This window comes from Streptococcus sp. 10824 (assembly GCF_013276595.1).
GTDB lineage: Bacteria > Bacillota > Bacilli > Lactobacillales > Streptococcaceae > Streptococcus > Streptococcus pseudopneumoniae.
On sequence record NZ_VMLH01000043.1, the window covers coordinates 1 to 19,580 of the forward strand.

General features: G+C 42.3%; 22 protein-coding genes. 20 read left to right on the forward strand and 2 right to left on the reverse strand.

Annotated elements, in window-relative coordinates; translation table 11 throughout:
• Positions 1-234: 234 nt before the first annotated feature.
• The 10 genes from rsmA (at position 235) to pflA (ending at position 10,853) form a co-directional block, all read left to right on the forward strand.
• A complete protein-coding gene (rsmA, locus tag HT701_RS04230) occupies positions 235-1,107 on the forward strand; it encodes a 16S rRNA (adenine(1518)-N(6)/adenine(1519)-N(6))-dimethyltransferase RsmA (protein WP_172931250.1) in 873 nt (290 codons plus the stop codon).
• Positions 1,108-1,803: 696 nt separating this feature from the next.
• Positions 1,804-2,577, forward strand: a complete 774-nt coding sequence (locus HT701_RS04235; RefSeq protein WP_172931251.1) for a cell surface protein — start codon at positions 1,804-1,806, stop codon at positions 2,575-2,577.
• Between the two features lie 591 nt (positions 2,578-3,168).
• Entirely contained in the window at positions 3,169-4,047 is an 879-nt protein-coding gene (gene rsgA / locus HT701_RS04240; RefSeq protein WP_001161975.1) for a ribosome small subunit-dependent GTPase A, read from the forward strand.
• Between the two features lie 10 nt (positions 4,048-4,057).
• On the forward strand, positions 4,058-4,714 hold the full coding sequence (gene rpe / locus HT701_RS04245) for a ribulose-phosphate 3-epimerase (RefSeq protein WP_172931252.1): 657 nt from the start codon (positions 4,058-4,060) through the stop codon (positions 4,712-4,714).
• A complete protein-coding gene (locus HT701_RS04250; RefSeq protein WP_000006133.1) occupies positions 4,677-5,339 on the forward strand; it encodes a thiamine diphosphokinase in 663 nt (220 codons plus the stop codon). Before rpe ends, HT701_RS04250 begins: the two co-directional genes overlap by 38 nt.
• A gap of 1 nt (position 5,340) precedes the next feature.
• Positions 5,341-6,597 (forward strand): DNA recombination protein RmuC, encoded by a 1,257-nt coding sequence (locus HT701_RS04255; protein WP_023941425.1) that lies wholly within the window; start codon positions 5,341-5,343, stop codon positions 6,595-6,597.
• Positions 6,587-7,531 (forward strand): 3'-5' exoribonuclease YhaM family protein, encoded by a 945-nt coding sequence (locus tag HT701_RS04260; protein WP_172931253.1) that lies wholly within the window; start codon positions 6,587-6,589, stop codon positions 7,529-7,531. The genes HT701_RS04255 and HT701_RS04260 overlap by 11 nt, the downstream gene beginning before the upstream one ends.
• A 263-nt stretch (positions 7,532-7,794) precedes the next feature.
• A complete protein-coding gene (gene purR, locus HT701_RS04265; protein WP_007284882.1) occupies positions 7,795-8,622 on the forward strand; it encodes a pur operon repressor in 828 nt (275 codons plus the stop codon).
• Positions 8,623-8,682: 60 nt separating this feature from the next.
• Complete coding sequence (locus HT701_RS04270; protein ID WP_000856497.1) at positions 8,683-9,933, forward strand: diaminopimelate decarboxylase; 1,251 nt, start codon at positions 8,683-8,685, stop codon at positions 9,931-9,933.
• Between the two features lie 125 nt (positions 9,934-10,058).
• Positions 10,059-10,853 (forward strand): pyruvate formate-lyase-activating protein, encoded by a 795-nt coding sequence (gene pflA / locus HT701_RS04275; protein WP_138705405.1) that lies wholly within the window; start codon positions 10,059-10,061, stop codon positions 10,851-10,853.
• Between the two features lie 74 nt (positions 10,854-10,927).
• Here pflA and yidC read toward each other — a convergent pair whose 3' ends face one another.
• Both yidC and HT701_RS04285 read right to left on the reverse strand, forming a co-directional pair.
• Positions 10,928-11,854 (reverse strand): membrane protein insertase YidC, encoded by a 927-nt coding sequence (gene yidC, locus HT701_RS04280; protein ID WP_100104504.1) that lies wholly within the window; start codon positions 11,852-11,854, stop codon positions 10,928-10,930.
• Between the two features lie 77 nt (positions 11,855-11,931).
• Complete coding sequence (locus HT701_RS04285) at positions 11,932-12,210, reverse strand: acylphosphatase (protein ID WP_001174613.1); 279 nt, start codon at positions 12,208-12,210, stop codon at positions 11,932-11,934.
• A 33-nt stretch (positions 12,211-12,243) separates the two neighbouring features.
• On the opposite strand from HT701_RS04285, the gene HT701_RS04290 reads away from it, so the two are divergent.
• The 10 genes from HT701_RS04290 (at position 12,244) to endA (ending at position 19,573) form a co-directional block, all read left to right on the forward strand.
• Positions 12,244-12,984: an RNA methyltransferase gene (locus HT701_RS04290; RefSeq protein WP_138705406.1), complete on the forward strand. Its 741-nt coding sequence runs from the start codon at positions 12,244-12,246 to the stop codon at positions 12,982-12,984.
• 54 nt (positions 12,985-13,038) lie between these two features.
• Positions 13,039-13,722, forward strand: a complete 684-nt coding sequence (locus HT701_RS04295) for a Bax inhibitor-1/YccA family protein (protein WP_023933293.1) — start codon at positions 13,039-13,041, stop codon at positions 13,720-13,722.
• Positions 13,723-13,832: 110 nt separating this feature from the next.
• Positions 13,833-14,825, forward strand: a complete 993-nt coding sequence (asnA, locus tag HT701_RS04300) for an aspartate--ammonia ligase (protein ID WP_050107540.1) — start codon at positions 13,833-13,835, stop codon at positions 14,823-14,825.
• Positions 14,826-14,889: 64 nt separating this feature from the next.
• Positions 14,890-15,429 (forward strand): 16S rRNA (guanine(966)-N(2))-methyltransferase RsmD, encoded by a 540-nt coding sequence (rsmD, locus tag HT701_RS04305; RefSeq protein WP_050262004.1) that lies wholly within the window; start codon positions 14,890-14,892, stop codon positions 15,427-15,429.
• A complete protein-coding gene (coaD, locus tag HT701_RS04310; RefSeq protein ID WP_050262003.1) occupies positions 15,419-15,907 on the forward strand; it encodes a pantetheine-phosphate adenylyltransferase in 489 nt (162 codons plus the stop codon). The genes rsmD and coaD overlap by 11 nt, the downstream gene beginning before the upstream one ends.
• Positions 15,891-16,928 carry a SepM family pheromone-processing serine protease gene (locus HT701_RS04315; RefSeq protein WP_138705407.1) on the forward strand — a complete coding sequence of 346 codons (1,038 nt, stop codon included), beginning with the start codon at positions 15,891-15,893 and terminating at the stop codon, positions 16,926-16,928. Before coaD ends, HT701_RS04315 begins: the two co-directional genes overlap by 17 nt.
• Before the next feature lie 57 nt (positions 16,929-16,985).
• On the forward strand, positions 16,986-17,216 hold the full coding sequence (locus HT701_RS04320; RefSeq protein WP_080976830.1) for a DUF1146 family protein: 231 nt from the start codon (positions 16,986-16,988) through the stop codon (positions 17,214-17,216).
• Positions 17,217-17,239: 23 nt separating this feature from the next.
• Positions 17,240-18,523: a UDP-N-acetylglucosamine 1-carboxyvinyltransferase gene (gene murA / locus HT701_RS04325; protein ID WP_138705182.1), complete on the forward strand. Its 1,284-nt coding sequence runs from the start codon at positions 17,240-17,242 to the stop codon at positions 18,521-18,523.
• Entirely contained in the window at positions 18,516-18,704 is a 189-nt protein-coding gene (locus HT701_RS04330; RefSeq protein WP_025169885.1) for a DNA-directed RNA polymerase subunit beta, read from the forward strand. Before murA ends, HT701_RS04330 begins: the two co-directional genes overlap by 8 nt.
• A gap of 38 nt (positions 18,705-18,742) precedes the next feature.
• Positions 18,743-19,573 (forward strand): DNA-entry nuclease EndA, encoded by an 831-nt coding sequence (endA, locus tag HT701_RS04335; protein ID WP_001036782.1) that lies wholly within the window; start codon positions 18,743-18,745, stop codon positions 19,571-19,573.
• The last annotated feature ends 7 nt before the right edge of the window (positions 19,574-19,580 follow it).

Consider the following 19,580-nt stretch of genomic DNA (forward strand, 5'->3'; position numbering starts at 1 on the left):
TAAGACTGACGAAGTCAGTTACATATATCTACGGCAAGGTGAAGCTGACGTGGTTTGAAGAGATTTTCGAAGAGTATGAACGGATGTTTCGAGAGAAGCGCTAAGGCCACTTTTAAAGATTTTCAAGACTATCTTTCTTCATGAGGAAAGATAGTTTTTTGGTATGATTTTCACCCCCAAAATACAAGGGGAATGTGTTACAATAGAAGTAACAGATAATAGAAAAGAGAATAGATGAGAATTGCAGATTATAGCGTGACCAAGGCAGTGCTGGAGCGTCACGGTTTTACCTTTAAAAAGTCCTTTGGGCAAAATTTCTTGACGGATACCAATATCCTTCAAAAAATTGTGGATACGGCTGAGATTGATGACCAGGTCAATGTCATTGAAATCGGGCCAGGTATTGGTGCCTTGACGGAGTTTCTGGCTGAGCGTGCAGCTCAAGTCATGGCTTTTGAGATTGACCACCGTTTGGTGCCAATTTTGGCAGATACCCTGCGTGATTTTGATAATGTGACCGTGGTCAACGAGGACATTCTCAAGGTTGACTTGGGGCAGCATATCCAGAATTTTAAAAATCCTGACCTGCCAATCAAGGTAGTGGCTAATTTGCCTTACTACATCACGACGCCTATTCTCATGCACTTGATTGAAAGTGGCATTCCTTTTAGTGAGTTTGTCGTCATGATGCAAAAAGAAGTGGCGGATCGGATCTCCGCTCAACCAAATACCAAGGCTTATGGTAGCTTGTCGATTGCGGTGCAGTATTACATGACAGCCAAGGTTGCCTTTATCGTGCCTCGTACGGTATTTGTGCCAGCGCCAAACGTGGACTCTGCTATTTTGAAAATGGTGCGCCGTCCAGAGCCAGCTGTAGAAGTAGAAGATGAGAACTTCTTCTTTAAGGTTTCCAAGGCTAGTTTCACCCATCGCCGCAAGACCTTATGGAATAACCTGACAGGTTACTTTGGCAAGACTGAGGAAGTCAAGGACAAGCTGACCAAGGCTTTGGATCAAGCAGGCTTGTCACCAAGTGTGCGTGGGGAAGCTCTCAGCTTGGAAGAGTTTGCCAGCCTAGCAGATGCACTTAAAGGGCAAGGGCTCTAAGATGCAGGGACAAAAACTTAATTTTAGTAAAAAATGAAGTAGATCTTTCTATGATAAAACGCATATTATCAAGGTTTTCCAACACCTGATAATATGCGTTTTTCTGATTTTAAAGACTTTTGTCCCAGCATCTTGGTATATATAGTAGATTGAAATAAGATATGAACAAAGAGATTAGGAAAGTCAAATTAATTTCTAGAAACGTTTTAGAATCCTTAGTGTACTATTCTAGGTTCAATCCACTATAGTTCGTATTAAATCAATGAATCAGTAGTTGATTGGGCACTTCATTAGATTTTTAAACTCGTGAAATACCTGATTAGCCTTGTGGGGCTGGACCAACGAAATCGAGTCTTTGTCTACCGAATTCTGCCCCATCGATTTTTCACTCGACATTTATATATGAAATTTACCCTAACAATACTATTTTATCATAAAACTAGTAGAAAAAACAGTCTTGTATTTATTTATTTATTTATTTTTGTGCTATATTAGTAGGTGAATAAGGGCATGTTCAATAGACTTAGAAAGGAGTTTTTTGTAGCAAACTATTGAAATATATGTAGCCAAGATTTGGAACAGTTACCTATAGGAGTGTGAATTGCTTTCAGATAGATATCCTATTCTGAAATATAAGGAAACGTTCATCTTATATTAGCTATTTTTACTTCTCTTGAAAATGGGAAGGAGATATTCATGAGAAAAAAATTAGTCAATAGCCTTATGTCTGCAGTGGTTCTATCAGGATTTCCTATTGCGACTTATGCAAATGAGAAGAATATTGGTCCAAATATAACGGTTTCTAATGGGCAAACTAGATTATCTATACCTGAAAAAAATGGGGTAGAAGTGATTCAGTCTGAAGAAAATCGAGTTGTATATGAGGTGAAAGAGGCAGCTAAAATAGAAACTAGCAATGGAGATATGGTGGCTCCCATTGTTGTGGATAGCCGTATTACTTCTATAAATAATCAAGTAGTACAAGGAAAAACTGTTTATACCGCTGATTTAGAGAAGGCTACTTTTGTTGAAGAGGCTTACAATAAGCTTGCTAAACCAACGAATATATTAGACCATATTTTTGGTATACAGAAAGTGCACGCTTATACTCAAAACATTACTACTCATCAAAGTCAGTTTGATAGTACTTATAGTGTGGAATTGTATACTGTTGTTCACTGGGTGAGTTATGATGGAGGTGTACAAAAAAATATTACTAAAATAAGTGGAGGAGTTGACTTCCATGAAAGGGATATCGAAATAGAATCTTCAAGTGTGGAAGTTAGACAAGATGGTTGGTATTCATCCCAGCAAAAATGGTTTCATCCAGGTGCAAGAAGTAATTGGGAGTATAGCACAGGTTTTTCTAAGCTTGGACCAGGTGAAAATCGGGTAGTAACTAATTATACTGTTCATTTGATTCGATATGGAGATAGATGGTCAGCTTACTTGCAAAATAATCCATGGTAGAGAATATGAAAAAAATAATTAGTCCCCTTCTTTTTTAGTGAGCTATTGTTTACCTTTCTATAAAGTAGTTGATGTGATTGATGGAGAAACGACTGAAAGTATGATTTATGGTTTTCAATTTATGTTGCGAAATTGGTCAATCTATCTACTTTGTCTGTTCTTATTGATGATTTTTCTATGGCGAAAGCAAGGATGGGTTCTAATTGTAGCAGTATTTATGTATGCTCTTTATTTACTATCTCTAACGACCTATGATTTCTATCAATTTCCAATCATCTATCTACCAGGCTATTTTATAGAGTCTGTCTTTCCCCACATGATGTATGGAGTTTATATTCATATTTTTTGTCTTGCTTTATTAGGTTTTTTCTATTACACACAGAAAAAGTAAAGCGAACAGGGAGTTTTAGGCTCTCTGTTCGCCTGTTTTTATATAAGGAGGTAGATTCGTTATTTTTGTATAAAACTTTGTATCTAAAGCGTGAGTGTATCTTTTTCTTTTAGAATAGATTTATCGAAATTGTAAAGAGAAGCTAAGCTAAAATAGCTTTTTTTTGTTATAATGGAACTAACAATTTTAAAGGAGTTATTTTGCAAGGACAAATCATTAAAGCCTTGGCTGGGTTCTACTATGTAGAGAGTGATGGTCAGGTCTATCAAACACGCGCGCGTGGAAATTTTCGTAAAAAAGGGCATACCCCTTACGTTGGGGACTGGGTCGATTTCTCTGCCGAGGAAAATTCAGAGGGTTACATTCTCAAAATTCACGAACGGAAAAACAGTCTGGTCCGTCCGCCCATTGTCAATATTGACCAAGCTGTAGTAATCATGTCCGTCAAGGAACCTGATTTTAACAGCAATTTGCTGGATCGTTTCTTGGTTCTTTTGGAGCACAAGGGTATTCATCCCATCGTCTATATTTCCAAAATGGATTTGTTGGAAGATAGAGGAGAACTGGATTTTTACCAACAGACTTATGGTGACATCGGCTATGACTTTGTGACCAGTAAAGAGGAACTCCTGCCTTTGTTAACAGGCAAGGTTACGGTCTTTATGGGGCAGACAGGTGTTGGAAAGTCAACTCTTCTCAATAAAATCGCACCGGACCTCAACCTTGAAACAGGAGAAATCTCAGACAGTCTGGGGCGCGGTCGCCATACCACTCGAACTGTTAGTTTTTACAACCTCAATGGGGGTAAAATCGCAGATACACCAGGCTTTTCATCCTTGGACTATGAAGTATCAAGGGCGGAAGACCTTAATCAGGCCTTTCCAGAGATTGCTAGTGTTAGTCGAGACTGCAAGTTCCGTACTTGTACCCATACCCATGAGCCGTCCTGTGCTGTCAAACCAGCAGTTGAAGAAGGTACCATTGCGCCCTTCCGTTTTGACAACTACCTGCAATTCCTCAGTGAGATTGAAAATCGTAGAGAAACCTACAAAAAAGTCAGCAAAAAAATTCCAAAATAAGGAGAAACCTATGTCTCAATACAAGATTGCTCCGTCAATTCTGGCAGCAGATTATGCCAACTTTGAACGTGAAATCAAGCGCCTAGAAGCAACTGGGGCAGAGTATGCCCATATCGATATCATGGATGGTCATTTTGTGCCACAAATCAGTTTTGGTGTAGGTGTGGTCGAGAGCCTTCGTCCTCATAGTAAGATGGTCTTTGACTGCCACTTGATGATAGCTAATCCTGAACATCATCTGGAAGACTTTGCGCGTGCAGGTGCGGATATCATCAGCATCCATGTGGAAGCAACGCCTCATATTCATGGGGCCCTCCAAAAAATTCGCTTACTAGGTGTCAAACCTTCGGTTGTCATTAATCCTGGTACGCCTGTCGAGGCCATTAAGCACGTCCTTCACCTAGTTGACCAAGTCTTAGTCATGACAGTTAACCCAGGCTTTGGTGGGCAAGCCTTTCTACCAGAGACCATGGATAAGGTCCGTGAGTTGGTTGCTCTTCGTCAGGAAAAAGGTTTGAAATTTGAGATTGAAGTGGATGGTGGGATTGATGATAAAACGATTGCTCAAACCAAAGAAGCTGGTGCGACCGTTTTTGTAGCAGGTTCCTATGTCTTTAAGGGAGATGTCAATGAGCGAGTACAAACTCTCAGAAAACAACTGGACTAGGGTTGCCGTTTTTGCAGGCGGAGACCGTGGTCATTATCGGACGGACTTTGATGGTTTTGTTGGTGTGGATCGGGGCTCGCTATGGGTCCTGGAAGAAAACCTTCCTATTGCTCTAGCGGTTGGGGATTTTGATTCTGTGACCGAAGAAGAGCGACAGGTGATTCAAAAACGTGCCCAGCATTTTGTTCAAGCCCGACCAGAAAAAGATGATACTGATTTGGAATTGGCTCTCTTGACTATCTTTGAGCAAAATCCTCAGGCTCAGGTCACTATTTTCGGTGCTTTGGGTGGTCGTATTGACCATATGCTGGCTAATGTCTTTCTGCCTAGTAATCCCAAGTTGGCGCCCTATATGCGCCAGATAGCGATTGAAGATGGACAAAACTTGATTTCCTATTGTCCAGAAGGAACCAGTCAGCTAGAACCTCGTTCAGACTATGACTACCTAGCCTTTATGCCAGTTCGGGATAGCCAGCTGACTATTATTGGTGCCAAGTATGAGTTGACAGAGGAAAATTTTTTCTTTAAAAAAGTGTACGCTTCTAACGAATATATAGATAGGGAAGTGTCGGTGACTTGCCCAGATGGCTATGTGGTCGTGCTGCATAGTAAGGACAGGAGGTAGGATGGAAAGTTTACTTGTTCTATTATTGATTGCCAACCTAGCTGGCCTCTTTCTGATTTGGCAAAGACAAGATAAGCAGGAAAAACATCTCAGCAAGAGCTTGGAGGATCAGGCAGATCACTTGTCAGACCAGTTGGATTACCGTTTTGAACAAGCCAGACAAGCCAGGCAGTTAGATCAAAAAGACTTGGAAGTAGCTGTCAGCGACCGTTTGCAAGAAGTGCGAATCGAATTGCACCAAGGTCTGACGCAAGTCCGTCAAGAAATGACAGATAATCTCCTCCAAACCAGAGATAAGACCGACCAACGTCTCCAAGCCTTGCAGGAATCAAACGAGCAACGTTTGGAACAAATGCGCCAGACAGTCGAGGAAAAACTAGAAAAGACCTTGCAGACACGCTTGCAGGCTTCCTTTGAGACAGTTTCCAAACAACTGGAGTCGGTCAATCGTGGCCTGGGGGAAATGCAGACAGTTGCCCGCGATGTCGGCGCCCTCAACAAGGTTCTCTCTGGAACCAAGACACGAGGGATTCTGGGAGAATTGCAACTGGGGCAAATCATCGAGGATATCATGACCCCTGCCCAGTACGAACGAGAATACGCAACAGTTGAAAACTCCAGTGAACGAGTGGAGTATGCCATCAAGTTACCCGGACAAGGCGACCAAGAATATGTCTACTTACCGATTGACTCTAAGTTTCCACTGGCAGATTATTATCGCTTAGAAGAAGCCTATGAAGCAGGTGACAAGGACGAAATCGAACGCTGTCGTAAGTCACTCTTAGCAAGCGTCAAACGCTTTGCAAAGGATATTAAGAGCAAGTACATAGCACCACCTCGGACGACCAATTTTGGAGTTTTGTTTGTCCCAACAGAAGGTCTCTACTCAGAAATTGTCCGCAATCCTGTCTTCTTTGATGATTTGAGGCGGGAAGAGCAGATTATTGTTGCAGGTCCAAGTACCCTATCAGCCCTTCTTAACTCCCTATCAGTTGGATTCAAAACTCTCAATATCCAAAAGAGTGCCGACCATATCAGTAAGACTCTTGCCAGCGTCAAGACCGAGTTTGGCAAGTTTGGTGGTATTCTGGTAAAGGCACAAAAACATCTCCAACATGCCTCTGGCAATATTGATGAATTATTAAACCGTCGTACCACAGCTATCGAGCGGACGCTCCGTCACATTGAGTTGTCAGAAGGTGAGCCTGCGCTTGATCTACTCCATTTCCAAGAAAATGAGGAAGAATATGAAGATTAGTCACATGAAAAAAGATGAGCTGTTTGAAGGTTTTTACTTAATCAAATCAGCTGACCTGAGGCAAACTCGAGCTGGGAAAAACTACCTAGCCTTTACCTTCCAAGATGATAGTGGCGAGATTGAGGGGAAGCTCTGGGATGCCCAACCTCATAACATTGAGGCCTTTACCGCAGGTAGGGTTGTCTACATGAAAGGGCGCCGAGAAGTTTATAACAACACTCCACAGGTCAATCAAATCACTCTCCGCCTGCCGCAAGCTGGTGAACCCAATGACCCAGTTGATTTCAAGGTCAAGCCACCGGTTGATATCAAGGAAATTCGTGACTACATGTCGCAAATGATTTTCAAAATTGAAAATCCTGTCTGGCAACGGATTGTCCGAAATCTCTACACCAAGTATGATAAGGAATTCTACTCCTATCCAGCAGCCAAGACCAACCACCATGCCTTTGAAACAGGCTTGGCCTATCATACGGCGACCATGGTGCGCTTGGCAGATGCCATTAGCAATATTTATCCTCGGCTCAATAAGAGCCTGCTCTATGCGGGAATTATGCTGCATGACTTGGCCAAAGTTATCGAGTTGACGGAACCAGAACAGACTGAGTATACAGTGCGAGGCAATCTTCTTGGACATATCGCTCTCATTGATAGCGAAATTACCAAGACGGTTATGGAACTCGGCATCGATGATACCAAGGAAGAAGTCGTTTTGCTTCGTCACGTCATCCTCAGTCACCACGGCTTACTTGAGTATGGAAGCCCAGTCCGTCCACGCATTATGGAAGCAGAGATTATTCATATGATTGACAATCTGGATGCCAGCATGATGATGATGTCAACAGCTCTGGCTTTGGTGGATAAAGGAGAGATGACCAATAAAATCTTCGCTATGGACAATCGTTCCTTCTATAAACCAGGTTTAGATTTATAATTTAAGAAAAATGAACATTTTTTAGAATAAGAATGTTCGTTTTTTTCTGTGAATATGGTATAATAAGTAAAAGACAAAAATGAATACTTTTCGAAAATCTCTTCAAACTAGGGTAGTATCGCCTTGTCGTATGTATATATGCAGGTATATTACAGGATTTGTCAGTTCTATCGACAATCTCAAAACAGTGTTTTGAACCACCAGTGACCAGCTTTCTAGTTTGCTTTTTGATTTTTTGAATAAAAATGGAATAGGAAATAGAAATGAAATTAAGAAGAAGTGATCGGATGGTTGTCATTTCCAACTATTTGATTAATCATCCTTATAAACTAACTAGTCTCAATACTTTTGCTGAAAAGTATGAATCTGCTAAATCATCCATCTCAGAAGATATCGTCATTATCAAACGCGCCTTTGAGGAAATCGAAATCGGTCACATCCAGACTGTGACTGGGGCTGGCGGAGGTGTTATCTTTACACCATCAATCTCAAACCATGATGCTAAGGAAATGGTTGAAGACTTGCGTGCCAAGTTGTCAGAAAGTGACCGTATCTTGCCAGGTGGCTACATCTACCTGTCTGATTTACTTAGCACACCAGCCATCTTGAAAAATATTGGTCGCATTATTGCCAAGAGCTTTATGGATCAAAAAATTGACGCGGTTATGACAGTAGCAACCAAGGGTGTGCCACTTGCAAATGCAGTTGCCAATGTCCTCAATGTCCCTTTTGTCATTGTGCGCCGTGACCTGAAAATTACCGAAGGTTCAACGGTTAGCGTCAACTATGTATCCGGTTCAAGTGGTGACCGTATCGAGAAAATGTTCCTTTCAAAACGGAGTCTCAAGGCAGGTAGCCGTGTCTTGATTGTGGATGACTTCTTGAAAGGCGGCGGAACTGTCAATGGGATGATTAGTCTCTTGCGCGAATTCGACTCAGAATTGGCAGGTGTAGCGGTCTTTGCGGACAATGCCCAAGAAGAACGTGAAAAGCAGTTTGAATACAAGTCACTCTTGAAGGTAACCAATATTGATGTCAAGAACCAAGCCATCGATGTTGAGATTGGTAATATTTTTGACACAGAAGAATAAAGGATAAAGGTTGGAACGGTTGTCCCAGCCTTTCTTTGCAAATAGAATAGAAGGAAACTTATGAAAACACCATTTATTAATAAAGAAGACTTAGAAGCGATTGTAGCCGAGTTCCCAACTCCCTTTCACTTATATGATGAGAAGGGAATTCGTGAGAAGGCAAGAGCCGTCAACCAAGCCTTTTCGTGGAACAAGGGCTTTAAGGAATATTTTGCAGTTAAGGCTACTCCAACCCCAGCTATTTTGAAAATTATCCAAGAGGAAGGCTGTGGTGTGGACTGCTCTAGTTACGTAGAGCTTTTGATGAGCCATAAACTGGATTTCCCTGGTTCTGAGATTATGTTCTCTTCAAACAATACGCCAGATAAGGAATATGCCTATGCGCGTGAATTAGGTGCGATCATTAACTTGGATGCCTTTGAAGATATTGAACATTTGGAGCGAGCAGCAGGCATTCCAGAAATCATCTCATGTCGTTATAATCCTGGAGGCGTTTTTGAACTGGGGACAGACATTATGGATAATCCTGGGGAGGCTAAGTTTGGTATGACCAAGGATCAACTCTTTGAATCCTTTGCCATCTTGAAGGAAAAAGGAGCCAAGACTTTTGGGATTCACTCCTTTCTAGCATCCAATACTGTCACCCATCTCTATTATCCAGAGTTGGCGCGTCAGCTTTTTGAATTGGCTGTTGAAATCAAGGAAAAGCTGGGTATTTCACTAGACTTTATCAATCTTTCCGGGGGTATTGGAGTCAACTATCGTCCTGAGCAGGAGCCAAATGATATCGCCTTGATTGGTGAGGGAGTTCGTAAGGTGTATGAAGAGGTTCTTACGCCAGCAGGTCTTGGTCAGGTCAAGATTTTCACCGAATTGGGTCGTTTTATGCTGGCACCTCACGGTGCTTTAGTCACAAGAGTCACTCATAAGAAGAAAACCTACCGTACCTATCTAGGTGTGGATGCATCAGCAGTCAACCTCATGCGTCCAGCTATGTACGGAGCCTATCACCATATTAGCAACATGACCCATCCAGATGGACCAGCTGAAGCGGTAGATGTGGTTGGCTCACTCTGTGAAAACAATGATAAATTTGCAGTCAATCGCGAACTTCCTCATACAGAAATCGGTGATTTGCTGGTCATTCATGATACAGGTGCCCACGGTTTTTCAATGGGCTACCAGTACAATGCCAAACTTCGTTCTGCGGAAATCCTTTATACTGAAGAAGGCAAAGCCCGTCAAATCCGCCGTGCAGAGCGCCCTGAAGACTATTTTGCAACCTTGTATGGTTTTGATTTTGAAGAATAATCTGAGAATAGATTGAAAATGAAATTGAAAAACAGATTGCTTTCTAAAAAATAGGTAAAAATCTTGTTTTTCCTTCAAGTCGTGATATAATAAAACTATAAAACGTTTTCAAGGAAGGTAACGATATGTCTGAAGAAACAATTGATTATGGACAAGTGACAGGAATGGTGCATTCGACAGAAAGTTTTGGGGCGGTAGATGGCCCTGGTATTCGCTTTATTATCTTTTTACAGGGCTGTCACATGCGTTGCCAGTATTGCCATAACCCAGATACTTGGGCTATGGAGTCCAATAAATCACGTGAACGGACGGTAGATGATGTCTTGACAGAAGCCTTGCGCTACCGTGGTTTCTGGGGAAATAAGGGCGGGATTACAGTCAGCGGAGGAGAAGCACTCTTGCAGATTGATTTCCTGATTGCCCTTTTCACCAAGGCTAAGGAACAAGGAATCCACTGTACCTTGGACACCTGTGCCCTTCCTTTCCGTAATAAACCACGTTACCTTGAAAAGTTTGACGAACTCATGGCTGTCACTGACTTGGTTCTCTTAGATATCAAGGAAATCAACGAAGAACAGCACAAGATTGTTACTAGCCAAACCAATAAAAATATCTTGGCCTGTGCCCAGTATCTATCAGATATTGGAAAACCTGTCTGGATTCGCCACGTGCTAGTTCCAGGATTGACAGACAGAGACGATGACTTGATTGAACTTGGTAAGTTCGTCAAGACTCTTAAAAATGTGGATAAGTTTGAAATTCTGCCTTATCACACCATGGGTGAGTTTAAATGGCGTGAATTGGGAATTCCCTATTCCCTCGAAGGGGTTAAACCACCAACAGCAGACCGCGTTAAGAACGCTAAACAACTCATGGATACCGAAAGTTACCAAGACTATACGAAACGTGTACATGGATAGAAAAGAAGCCTGATGGAAACATCGGGCTTTTGACTTGCAAAAAGACTTAGCAAATCAGCTAAGCCTTTTTCTTCTTATCTCGAACGTTGTTTTCCAGCGTTGCGATTTTTGTGTTTTTTCTGGCTTGTGATAGCAGTTGGTTGTTCAGGGGTAACGTCTTTTCGTCCACTTGGTTTAGAGAAAGCACTTGCTTTTGGTGGGTTCTTGGCTAGTTCTTCACGGACTTTTTTGCGAAGTTTTGGACGAACGATATAGTTGACGATAAACTGTTGGAGAATCATCATGAAACCACCGACAACCCAGTAAAGTGTGACACTAGCTGGTGAGAAGAGGGAGAAGACGACGATCATGAGTGGGCTCATGTAAATCATTTTCTTGATTTGTTCTCTTTGCATTTCATCTTCTACTCCGTGAAGTGAAAGGAGCGATTGAAGATAGTAAAGGACACCAGCACAGGCAACCAAAATCATACTTGGAGAACCTAGAGGAATGCCTAGGTAGCTTGCTTGAGCAACCCCTTCAGTATGTTGGGCAGCAAAGTAGATAGCAGAGAAGAAAGGCATTTGAAGGAGGATAGGGAAACATCCTACACCACCAAACATGCTGATGCCGTGCTCTTTTTGAGCGGCAAAGAGGGCTTGTTGGGCTTCGAGTTTTTCTTCTTGAGTAGTTGCTTCTTTGAGACGTGTTTGGTGTGGCTCAAGGACATGCTTGAGAGCGTTCATCTTTTCAGAGTGAAGCGTTGCCTTCCATGATTGGTAGATACCAAGTGGTAAGATAATCAAGCGTACGATAATGGTTACGATAATGATAGCGACACCAAAGCCTAGACCTTTATCAGTAGCGAAGTACTTGATGGCTTCAGCCATAGGCGCTCCGATCGTATTCCAAATAAATCCTGTTGGCTGACCTGTGGTTTTATCGACATTGACACAGCCAGTCAAGACAAGCAACATAGCCACTCCCATAGCCGAGAATGCAAAACGTTTAATAGATTTCACTGTTTTTATTCCTTCTTTAAAAATTATACCTTTCTATTCTACTGTTTTTTTACAAAATATACAATAGTTCTGGAGACCTAATTTGCGATTTTAAAGTCAGAGTAGGGAGGAAAGTTGCTTAGTTTGACATCTAAGTAGCTTACTTTTGAAAAAGGTGTCGGTCCTTTTCGGATTTCTTGGATAAATTTTGCCATGATAGCAGATGAGTCTGCTTGGGCTAAGATTTCCACTGTGCCATCGTCGTTATTCCATACCCGACCTGTGATGCCACCAATTTCAAGTGCCAAGCTGTAAACACCCCAACGAAAGCCGACTCCTTGCACCCTACCTTGGGCAATCATTCTAACCTTTTGCATACCAAACCCCTTTGATTGTGTTATAATATTTCTATGACTATTATAAGCTCAAAAGCCAATTCTGTGGTAAAAAATGCCAAGAAATTACACCAAAAAAAATACCGCAAGTCTGCTTATTTGATTGAAGGCTGGCACTTGTTTGAAGAAGCTGTCCAAGCTGGAGTGACGATTGAGAAAATCTTTGCCCTAGAAAATTACCGAGATCAGTTAGCTGCTTTTCCGCAAACTGTCTGGGTGTCAGAGGATATTTTGCTAGATTTGGCGGATTCTCAGACCCCACAGGGAATTGTTGCGGTGGTTCAAAAAGAAGAAGTAGGACAAGCTGATTTGAGTCAGGGCAAGTTCTTGTTTTTGGAAGATGTGCAAGATCCTGGTAATGTAGGAACCATCATTCGAACTGCGGATGCAGCAGGCTTTACAGGAGTGATTGTTTCAGATAAATCGGCAGATATCTACAGTCTCAAGACCTTACGTTCCATGCAAGGCAGTCATTTTCATCTGCCTATTTACCGGATGACTAGCCAAGCGCTCCTTAAGGAAACCAAAGAGGCAGCTATCCCTGTGCTAGCTACAACCCTATCTAAAGATTCTGTTGATTACAGAGAACTGCCTCCTATAGAAAATTTTGTACTAGTCATGGGAAATGAGGGCCAAGGAATTAGTCCCTTTATGGCTGAAAGTGCAGACCAGTTGGTCCATATTAGCATGAAGGGGCAGGCGGAGAGTTTGAATGTTGCCATTGCAGCTGGTATTTTGATTTTCCATTTAAGCTAATTTTAACTTTTTTTGTTATAATCAAGGAAAGATGTTCATAGAAAAGGAGAAAAGATGAATCACACTATTATACATGACCGTGTAGGTCTCAATCAATTTTACGCTAAGGTATATGCCTTTGTTGGTCTGGGAATCGGACTATCTGCTTTGGTATCAGGCCTTATGTTGACGGTCTTTCAGTCTCAGTTGCTTTACTTTTTGATGCAGGGGCGTCTCTGGTTGACCATTGCAACCTTTGCAGAATTGGCCTTGGTTTTCGTTGCCAGTAGCATGGCTTCAAGAAATAGTCCAGCTGCTCTTCCAGTATTTTTGCTATACTCTGTTTTAAACGGTTTTACCCTTAGTTTTGTGGTAGCCTTCTATACTCCGGGTACAGTTTTATCTGCCTTTGTATCGAGCGCCCTTCTCTTCTTTGTCATGGCTGCAGTTGGTATCTTCACCAAGAAAGATTTGAGCGGTCTTGGTCGAGCTATGATGGCGGCTCTGATCGGTTTGATTATTGCTATGATAGTCAATATTTTCTTGTCTAGTGGTTTCTTTGATTATATGATTAGCGTAGCCATGGTCTTGGTTTTCTCAGGACTGATTGCTTGGGATAACCAAAAAATTCGCCTTGTCTATGAACAATCGCAAGGTCGTGTAGCGACAGGCTGGGTGGTGTCAATGGCTCTCAGTATCTATCTTGATTTTATCAATCTCTTCCTAAGTATTTTACGTATCTTTGGTCGTAATGATTAAAAGGTCTATAAAATCAGTGTTTTGAGTGACACTGATTTTTTTAAATTTTCTCTTTTCTTTTCTTGGAAATAGGTGTATAATGTTTTTAACTAATTTTTGAGGAGTAGCCTATGAAGAAAAGTTTTATCCACCAACAAGAAGAAATTTCCTTTGTCAAAAATACTTTTACCCAGTATTTGAAAGATAAGTTAGAAGTTGTCGAAGTTCAAGGTCCTATCTTGAGTAGGGTCGGTGATGGGATGCAGGACAACTTATCAGGTGTGGAGAATGCCGTATCGGTCAAGGTTCTCCAAATCCCTGATGCTACTTATGAGGTGGTGCACTCCCTTGCTAAATGGAAACGCCACACCTTGGCTCGTTTTGGCTTTGGTGAAGGAGAGGGTCTCTTTGTCCACATGAAAGCCCTTCGTCCAGATGAGGATTCCTTGGATGCAACCCACTCTGTTTATGTTGACCAGTGGGACTGGGAGAAGGTTATCCCAAATGGACAACGAAACATTGCCTACCTAAAAGAAACAGTTGAGAAGATTTACAAGGCTATTCGCCTGACTGAGCTAGCTGTTGAAGCCCGTTATGACATCGAGTCTATCTTGCCAAAACAAATCACCTTTATTCATACAGAAGAATTGGTAGAACGCTACCCAGACTTGACACCGAAAGAACGTGAAAATGCGATTTGTAAAGAATTTGGAGCCGTCTTTTTGATTGGTATCGGTGGCGAGTTGCCAGATGGTAAACCGCACGATGGACGTGCACCAGACTATGATGACTGGACAAGCGAGTCTGAAAATGGCTACAAGGGTCTAAATGGTGATATTCTTGTCTGGAATGAATCTCTGGGTGGAGCCTTTGAGTTGTCTTCTATGGGGATTCGTGTAGATGAAGAAACCCTTCGCCGTCAGGTTGCCATCACAGGTGATGAAGACCGCTTGGAATTGGAATGGCACAAGGCTTTGTTGAACGGCCTATTCCCATTGACAATCGGTGGAGGAATTGGACAATCTCGTATGGCCATGTTCCTACTTCGCAAGAGACACATCGGAGAAGTGCAAACAAGTGTTTGGCCTCAAGAAGTCCGCGATACTTACGAAAATATTTTGTAGAGAATCGAACCGCAAGGTTCGGTTTTCTTTCTCTTTTTGTCTATAATTTGGTATAATAAACAGTATGAAAATCGTATCAGGAATCTATGGGGGACGTCCCCTCAAGACACTAGAGGGCAAGACGACAAGGCCTACTTCAGATAAGGTTAGGGGCGCCATTTTTAACATGATTGGTCCCTACTTTGAAGGGGGACGAGTCTTGGACCTTTATGCAGGTAGTGGTGGTTTATCTATCGAAGCAGTATCGCGTGGCATGTCCAGCGCTGTTTTGGTGGAGCGAGACCGTAAGGCTCAGACCATCGTGGCTGAAAATATCCAGATGACCAAGGATGTTGGAAAATTTCAACTCCTCAAGATGGATGCAGAAAGGGCATTGGAGCAGGTATCTGGGGAATTTGACCTTATTTTCTTAGACCCTCCTTATGCCAAGGAACAAATGGTAGCAGATATTGAAAAAATGGCTGAGAGAGAGCTTTTTTCTGAAGATATCATGGTTGTGTGTGAGACGGATAAGGCCGTTGAACTTCCAGAAGAAATTGCCTGCCTGGGTATCTGGAAGGAAAAGATTTATGGAATTAGTAAGGTGACAGTCTATGTCAGATAAGATTGGCTTATTCACAGGCTCATTTGATCCGATGACAAATGGGCATCTGGATATGATTGAACGGGCGAGCAGACTTTTTGATAAGCTCTATGTTGGTATTTTTTTTAATCCCCACAAACAAGGATTTCTCCCTATCGAAAATCGTAAACGGGGATTAGAAAAGGCTTTGGAAGATTTGGGGAATGTTGAAGTCGTCTCTTCTCATGATGAATTGGTGGTTGATGTTGCGAAAAGACTGGGGGCTACTTGCCTAGTGCGTGGTTTGAGGAATGCAGCGGATTTGCAATATGAAGCCAGTTTTGATTACTACAATCATCAACTGTCTCCTGATATAGAAACCATTTATTTACATAGCCGACCTGAACATCTCTATATCAGTTCATCAGGCGTTAGAGAACTTTTGAAGTTTGGTCAGGATATTGCTTGCTATGTTCCCGAGAGTATTTTGGAGGAAATAAGAAATGAAAAAAAAGATTAGATGGCCCTTATATGTCATTGCGGCCTTGATTGTGACCTTCTTGGCATTTGTAGTGCCTTTGCCCTACTATATAGAGGTTCCAGGTGGTTCGGAAGATATTCGCCAAGTTCTTAAAGTCAATGACACAGAAGATAAGGAAGCTGGGGCCTATCAATTCGTTACGGTTGGTGTCCAGCACGCTACTTTAGCCCATATGATTTATGCGTGGTTGACGCCTTTTACAGATATTCGTAGTGCCCAAGAGACTACAGGTGGCTCTTCCGATGTTGAATTTATGCGGATCAATCAATTCTACATGCAAACATCACAAAATATGGCCAAGTATCAAGGTCTAAAAACAGCTGGTAAGGATATCGAGCTCAAGTACTTTGGGGTTTATGTCTTGAATGTGACGGATAATTCAACCTTTAAAGGGATTCTCAATATCTCTGATACGGTCACAGCAGTCAATGATCAGACCTTTGATAGTTCCAAGGACTTGATTGATTACGTCAGTTCTCAACAATTAGGGGACTCCGTCAAGGTGACCTATGAAGAGGATGGGCAAACCAAGTCTGCAGAAGGAAAGATTATCACCTTGGAAAATGGCAAAAATGGAATTGGAATCGGCTTGATTGACCGTACAGAAGTAACCAGTGATGTCCCAATTAGTTTTTCAACAGCTGGTATTGGCGGCCCAAGTGCTGGTCTCATGTTTAGTCTAGCTATCTATACTCAAATAGCTCACCCAGATCTTCGTAATGGTCGTATTGTTGCTGGTACAGGTACCATTGACCGCGATGGGAATGTGGGGGATATTGGAGGTATTGATAAAAAAGTTGTAGCTTCGGCTAGGGCAGGTGCCGCTATTTTCTTTGCCCCTGATAATCCTGTTAGCGAAGAAGAACAAAAAGCACACCCGGATGCAAAAAACAACTACCAAACAGCCCTAGAATCATCCAAAACAATCAAGACAGATATGAAAATCGTGCCCGTTAAAACCCTACAAGATGCAATTGATTACTTGAAAAACAATCCCTAGTTTTTAAGTGAAGTTTCCAAACTAGCGCGCAAACAGAGAAGATGGTATAATAGTCAAATGGTTCAATTATTATTCACTCTAAGCAGTCACACGCTCTTTATTTATGTGAGTTTTTACCTTCTAAAGGATCTTGTTAGATGGGAAAAGGTTTTAAAAGTGACAGATGAGAATACAAGAAAAGTTCGTTTATTGCTAGCTCTTTTCAGCATTGTCATGGGCTACATCCTGAGTTCTTTCTTTATCAGCCTGTATCAGTTGTGGCAAGAAGCGCTTAGAGGATTATTATAAAATCAAGAGTAAAGGAAACGAGTATGGACAAAATTGTGGTTCAAGGTGGCGATAATCGTCTGGTAGGAAGTGTAACCATCGAAGGGGCAAAGAATGCAGTCTTGCCCTTGTTGGCAGCGACTATTCTAGCAAGTGAAGGAAAGACAGTCTTACAGAATGTACCGATCTTGTCGGATGTCTTTATTATGAATCAGGTGGTTCGTGGTTTGAATGCCAAGGTTGACTTTGATGAGGAAGCCCATCTTGTTGAGGTGGATGCTACTGGCGACATCACTGAGGAAGCCCCTTACAAGTATGTCAGCAAGATGCGTGCCTCCATCGTTGTATTAGGGCCAATCCTTGCCCGTGTAGGTCATGCCAAAGTATCCATGCCAGGTGGTTGTACGATTGGTAGCCGTCCTATCGATCTTCATTTGAAAGGTCTGGAAGCTATGGGGGTTAAGATTAGTCAGACAGCTGGTTACATCGAAGCCAAGGCAGAACGCTTGCATGGCGCTCATATCTATATGGACTTTCCAAGTGTTGGTGCAACGCAGAACTTGATGATGGCAGCGACTCTGGCTGATGGGGTGACAGTGATTGAGAATGCTGCGCGTGAGCCTGAGATTGTTGACTTAGCCATTCTCCTTAATGAAATGGGAGCCAAGGTCAAAGGTGCTGGTACAGAGACTATTACCATTACTGGTGTTGAGAAACTTCATGGTACGACTCACAACGTAGTCCAAGACCGTATCGAAGCAGGAACCTTTATGGTAGCTGCTGCCATGACTGGTGGTGATGTCTTGATTAAAGACGCTGTTTGGGAGCACAACCGTCCCTTGATTGCCAAATTGCTTGAAATGGGAGTGGAAGTGACAGAGGAGACTGAGGGAATTCGAGTTCGCTCTCAACTAGAAAATCTAAAAGCTGTTCATGTGAAAACCTTGCCCCACCCAGGATTTCCAACAGATATGCAGGCTCAATTTACAGCCTTGATGACAGTTGCAAAAGGCGAATCAACCATGGTGGAGACAGTTTTCGAAAATCGTTTCCAACACCTAGAAGAGATGCGCCGCATGGGCTTGCATTCTGAGATTATCCGTGATACAGCTCGTATTGTTGGTGGGCAACCTTTGCAGGGAGCGGAAGTTCTTTCTACTGACCTTCGTGCCAGCGCAGCCTTGATTTTGACAGGTTTGGTAGCACAGGGAGAAACTGTAGTTGGTAAATTGGTTCACTTGGATAGAGGTTACTACCGTTTCCATGAGAAATTGGCGCAGCTAGGCGCTAAGATTCAGCGGATTGAGGCAAGTGATGAAGATGAATAAGAAATCAGGTTACGTAGTCAAGCGTTTACTTTTAGTCATCCTGGTACTGATTTTAGGTGCTCTGGCTCTAGGAATCGGTCTAATGGTCGGTTATGGAATCTTGGGCAAGGGTCAAGATCCATGGGCTATCCTGTCTCCAGCAAAATGGCAGGAATTGATTCATAAATTTACAGGAAATTAGGCTGGAGAACCAGCCTTTTTCTAAAGATAAGGAGAAATATGAACAAAAAAACAAGACAGACACTAATCGGACTGCTAGTGTTATTGCTTTTGTCTACAGGGAGCTATTATATCAAGCAGATGCAGTCGGCACCTAATAGTCCTAAAACCAAGCTTAGTCAGAAAAAACAAGCGTCTGAAGCTCCTAGTCAAGCATTGGCAGAGAGTGTCTTAACAGACGCAGTCAAAAACCAAGTAAAAGGGAGTCTGGAGTGGAACGGATCAGGTGCTTTTATCGTCAATGGTAATAAAACAAACCTAAATGCCAAGGTTTCAAGTAAGCCCTACGCTGATAATAAAACAAAGACGGTGGGCAAGGAGACCGTACCAACCGTGGCTAATGCCCTCTTGTCTAAGGCTACTCGTCAGTACAAGAATCGTGAAGAAACTGGGAATGGTTCGACTTCATGGACTCCTCCAGGCTGGCATCAGGTCAAGAATCTAAAGGGCTCTTATACCCATGCAGTCGATAGAGGTCATCTGTTAGGCTATGCCTTAATCGGTGGTTTGGATGGTTTTGATGCCTCGACAAGCAATCCTAAAAACATTGCTGTTCAGACAGCCTGGGCAAATCAGGCGCAGGCCGAGGATTCGACTGGTCAAAACTACTATGAAAGTAAGGTGCGTAAAGCCTTGGACCAAAACAAGCGTGTCCGTTACCGTGTAACCCTTTACTACGCTTCAAACGAGGATTTAGTTCCTTCAGCTTCACAGATTGAAGCCAAGTCTTCAGATGGAGAATTGGAATTTAATGTTCTAGTTCCCAATGTTCAAAAGGGGCTTCAACTGGATTACCGAACTGGAGAAGTAACTGTAACTCATACTCAATGAAAATCAA

What these genes read in the sequence shown, in the direction of transcription:
- rsmA (WP_172931250.1), top strand. Translation starts at nt 235, where the DNA reads ATGAGAATTGCAGATTATAGCGTGACCAAGGCAGTGCTGGAGCGTCAC.
- HT701_RS04235 (WP_172931251.1), top strand. Translation starts at nt 1,804, where the DNA reads ATGAGAAAAAAATTAGTCAATAGCCTTATGTCTGCAGTGGTTCTATCA.
- rpe (WP_172931252.1), top strand. Translation starts at nt 4,058, where the DNA reads ATGTCTCAATACAAGATTGCTCCGTCAATTCTGGCAGCAGATTATGCC.
- HT701_RS04250 (WP_000006133.1), top strand. Translation starts at nt 4,677, where the DNA reads ATGAGCGAGTACAAACTCTCAGAAAACAACTGGACTAGGGTTGCCGTT.
- HT701_RS04255 (WP_023941425.1), top strand. Translation starts at nt 5,341, where the DNA reads ATGGAAAGTTTACTTGTTCTATTATTGATTGCCAACCTAGCTGGCCTC.
- HT701_RS04260 (WP_172931253.1), top strand. Translation starts at nt 6,587, where the DNA reads ATGAAGATTAGTCACATGAAAAAAGATGAGCTGTTTGAAGGTTTTTAC.
- purR (WP_007284882.1), top strand. Translation starts at nt 7,795, where the DNA reads ATGAAATTAAGAAGAAGTGATCGGATGGTTGTCATTTCCAACTATTTG.
- HT701_RS04270 (WP_000856497.1), top strand. Translation starts at nt 8,683, where the DNA reads ATGAAAACACCATTTATTAATAAAGAAGACTTAGAAGCGATTGTAGCC.
- pflA (WP_138705405.1), top strand. Translation starts at nt 10,059, where the DNA reads ATGTCTGAAGAAACAATTGATTATGGACAAGTGACAGGAATGGTGCAT.
- HT701_RS04285 (WP_001174613.1), bottom strand. Translation starts at nt 12,210, where the DNA reads ATGCAAAAGGTTAGAATGATTGCCCAAGGTAGGGTGCAAGGAGTCGGC.
- HT701_RS04290 (WP_138705406.1), top strand. Translation starts at nt 12,244, where the DNA reads ATGACTATTATAAGCTCAAAAGCCAATTCTGTGGTAAAAAATGCCAAG.
- HT701_RS04295 (WP_023933293.1), top strand. Translation starts at nt 13,039, where the DNA reads ATGAATCACACTATTATACATGACCGTGTAGGTCTCAATCAATTTTAC.
- asnA (WP_050107540.1), top strand. Translation starts at nt 13,833, where the DNA reads ATGAAGAAAAGTTTTATCCACCAACAAGAAGAAATTTCCTTTGTCAAA.
- rsmD (WP_050262004.1), top strand. Translation starts at nt 14,890, where the DNA reads ATGAAAATCGTATCAGGAATCTATGGGGGACGTCCCCTCAAGACACTA.
- coaD (WP_050262003.1), top strand. Translation starts at nt 15,419, where the DNA reads ATGTCAGATAAGATTGGCTTATTCACAGGCTCATTTGATCCGATGACA.
- HT701_RS04315 (WP_138705407.1), top strand. Translation starts at nt 15,891, where the DNA reads ATGAAAAAAAAGATTAGATGGCCCTTATATGTCATTGCGGCCTTGATT.
- HT701_RS04320 (WP_080976830.1), top strand. Translation starts at nt 16,986, where the DNA reads ATGGTTCAATTATTATTCACTCTAAGCAGTCACACGCTCTTTATTTAT.
- murA (WP_138705182.1), top strand. Translation starts at nt 17,240, where the DNA reads ATGGACAAAATTGTGGTTCAAGGTGGCGATAATCGTCTGGTAGGAAGT.
- HT701_RS04330 (WP_025169885.1), top strand. Translation starts at nt 18,516, where the DNA reads ATGAATAAGAAATCAGGTTACGTAGTCAAGCGTTTACTTTTAGTCATC.
- endA (WP_001036782.1), top strand. Translation starts at nt 18,743, where the DNA reads ATGAACAAAAAAACAAGACAGACACTAATCGGACTGCTAGTGTTATTG.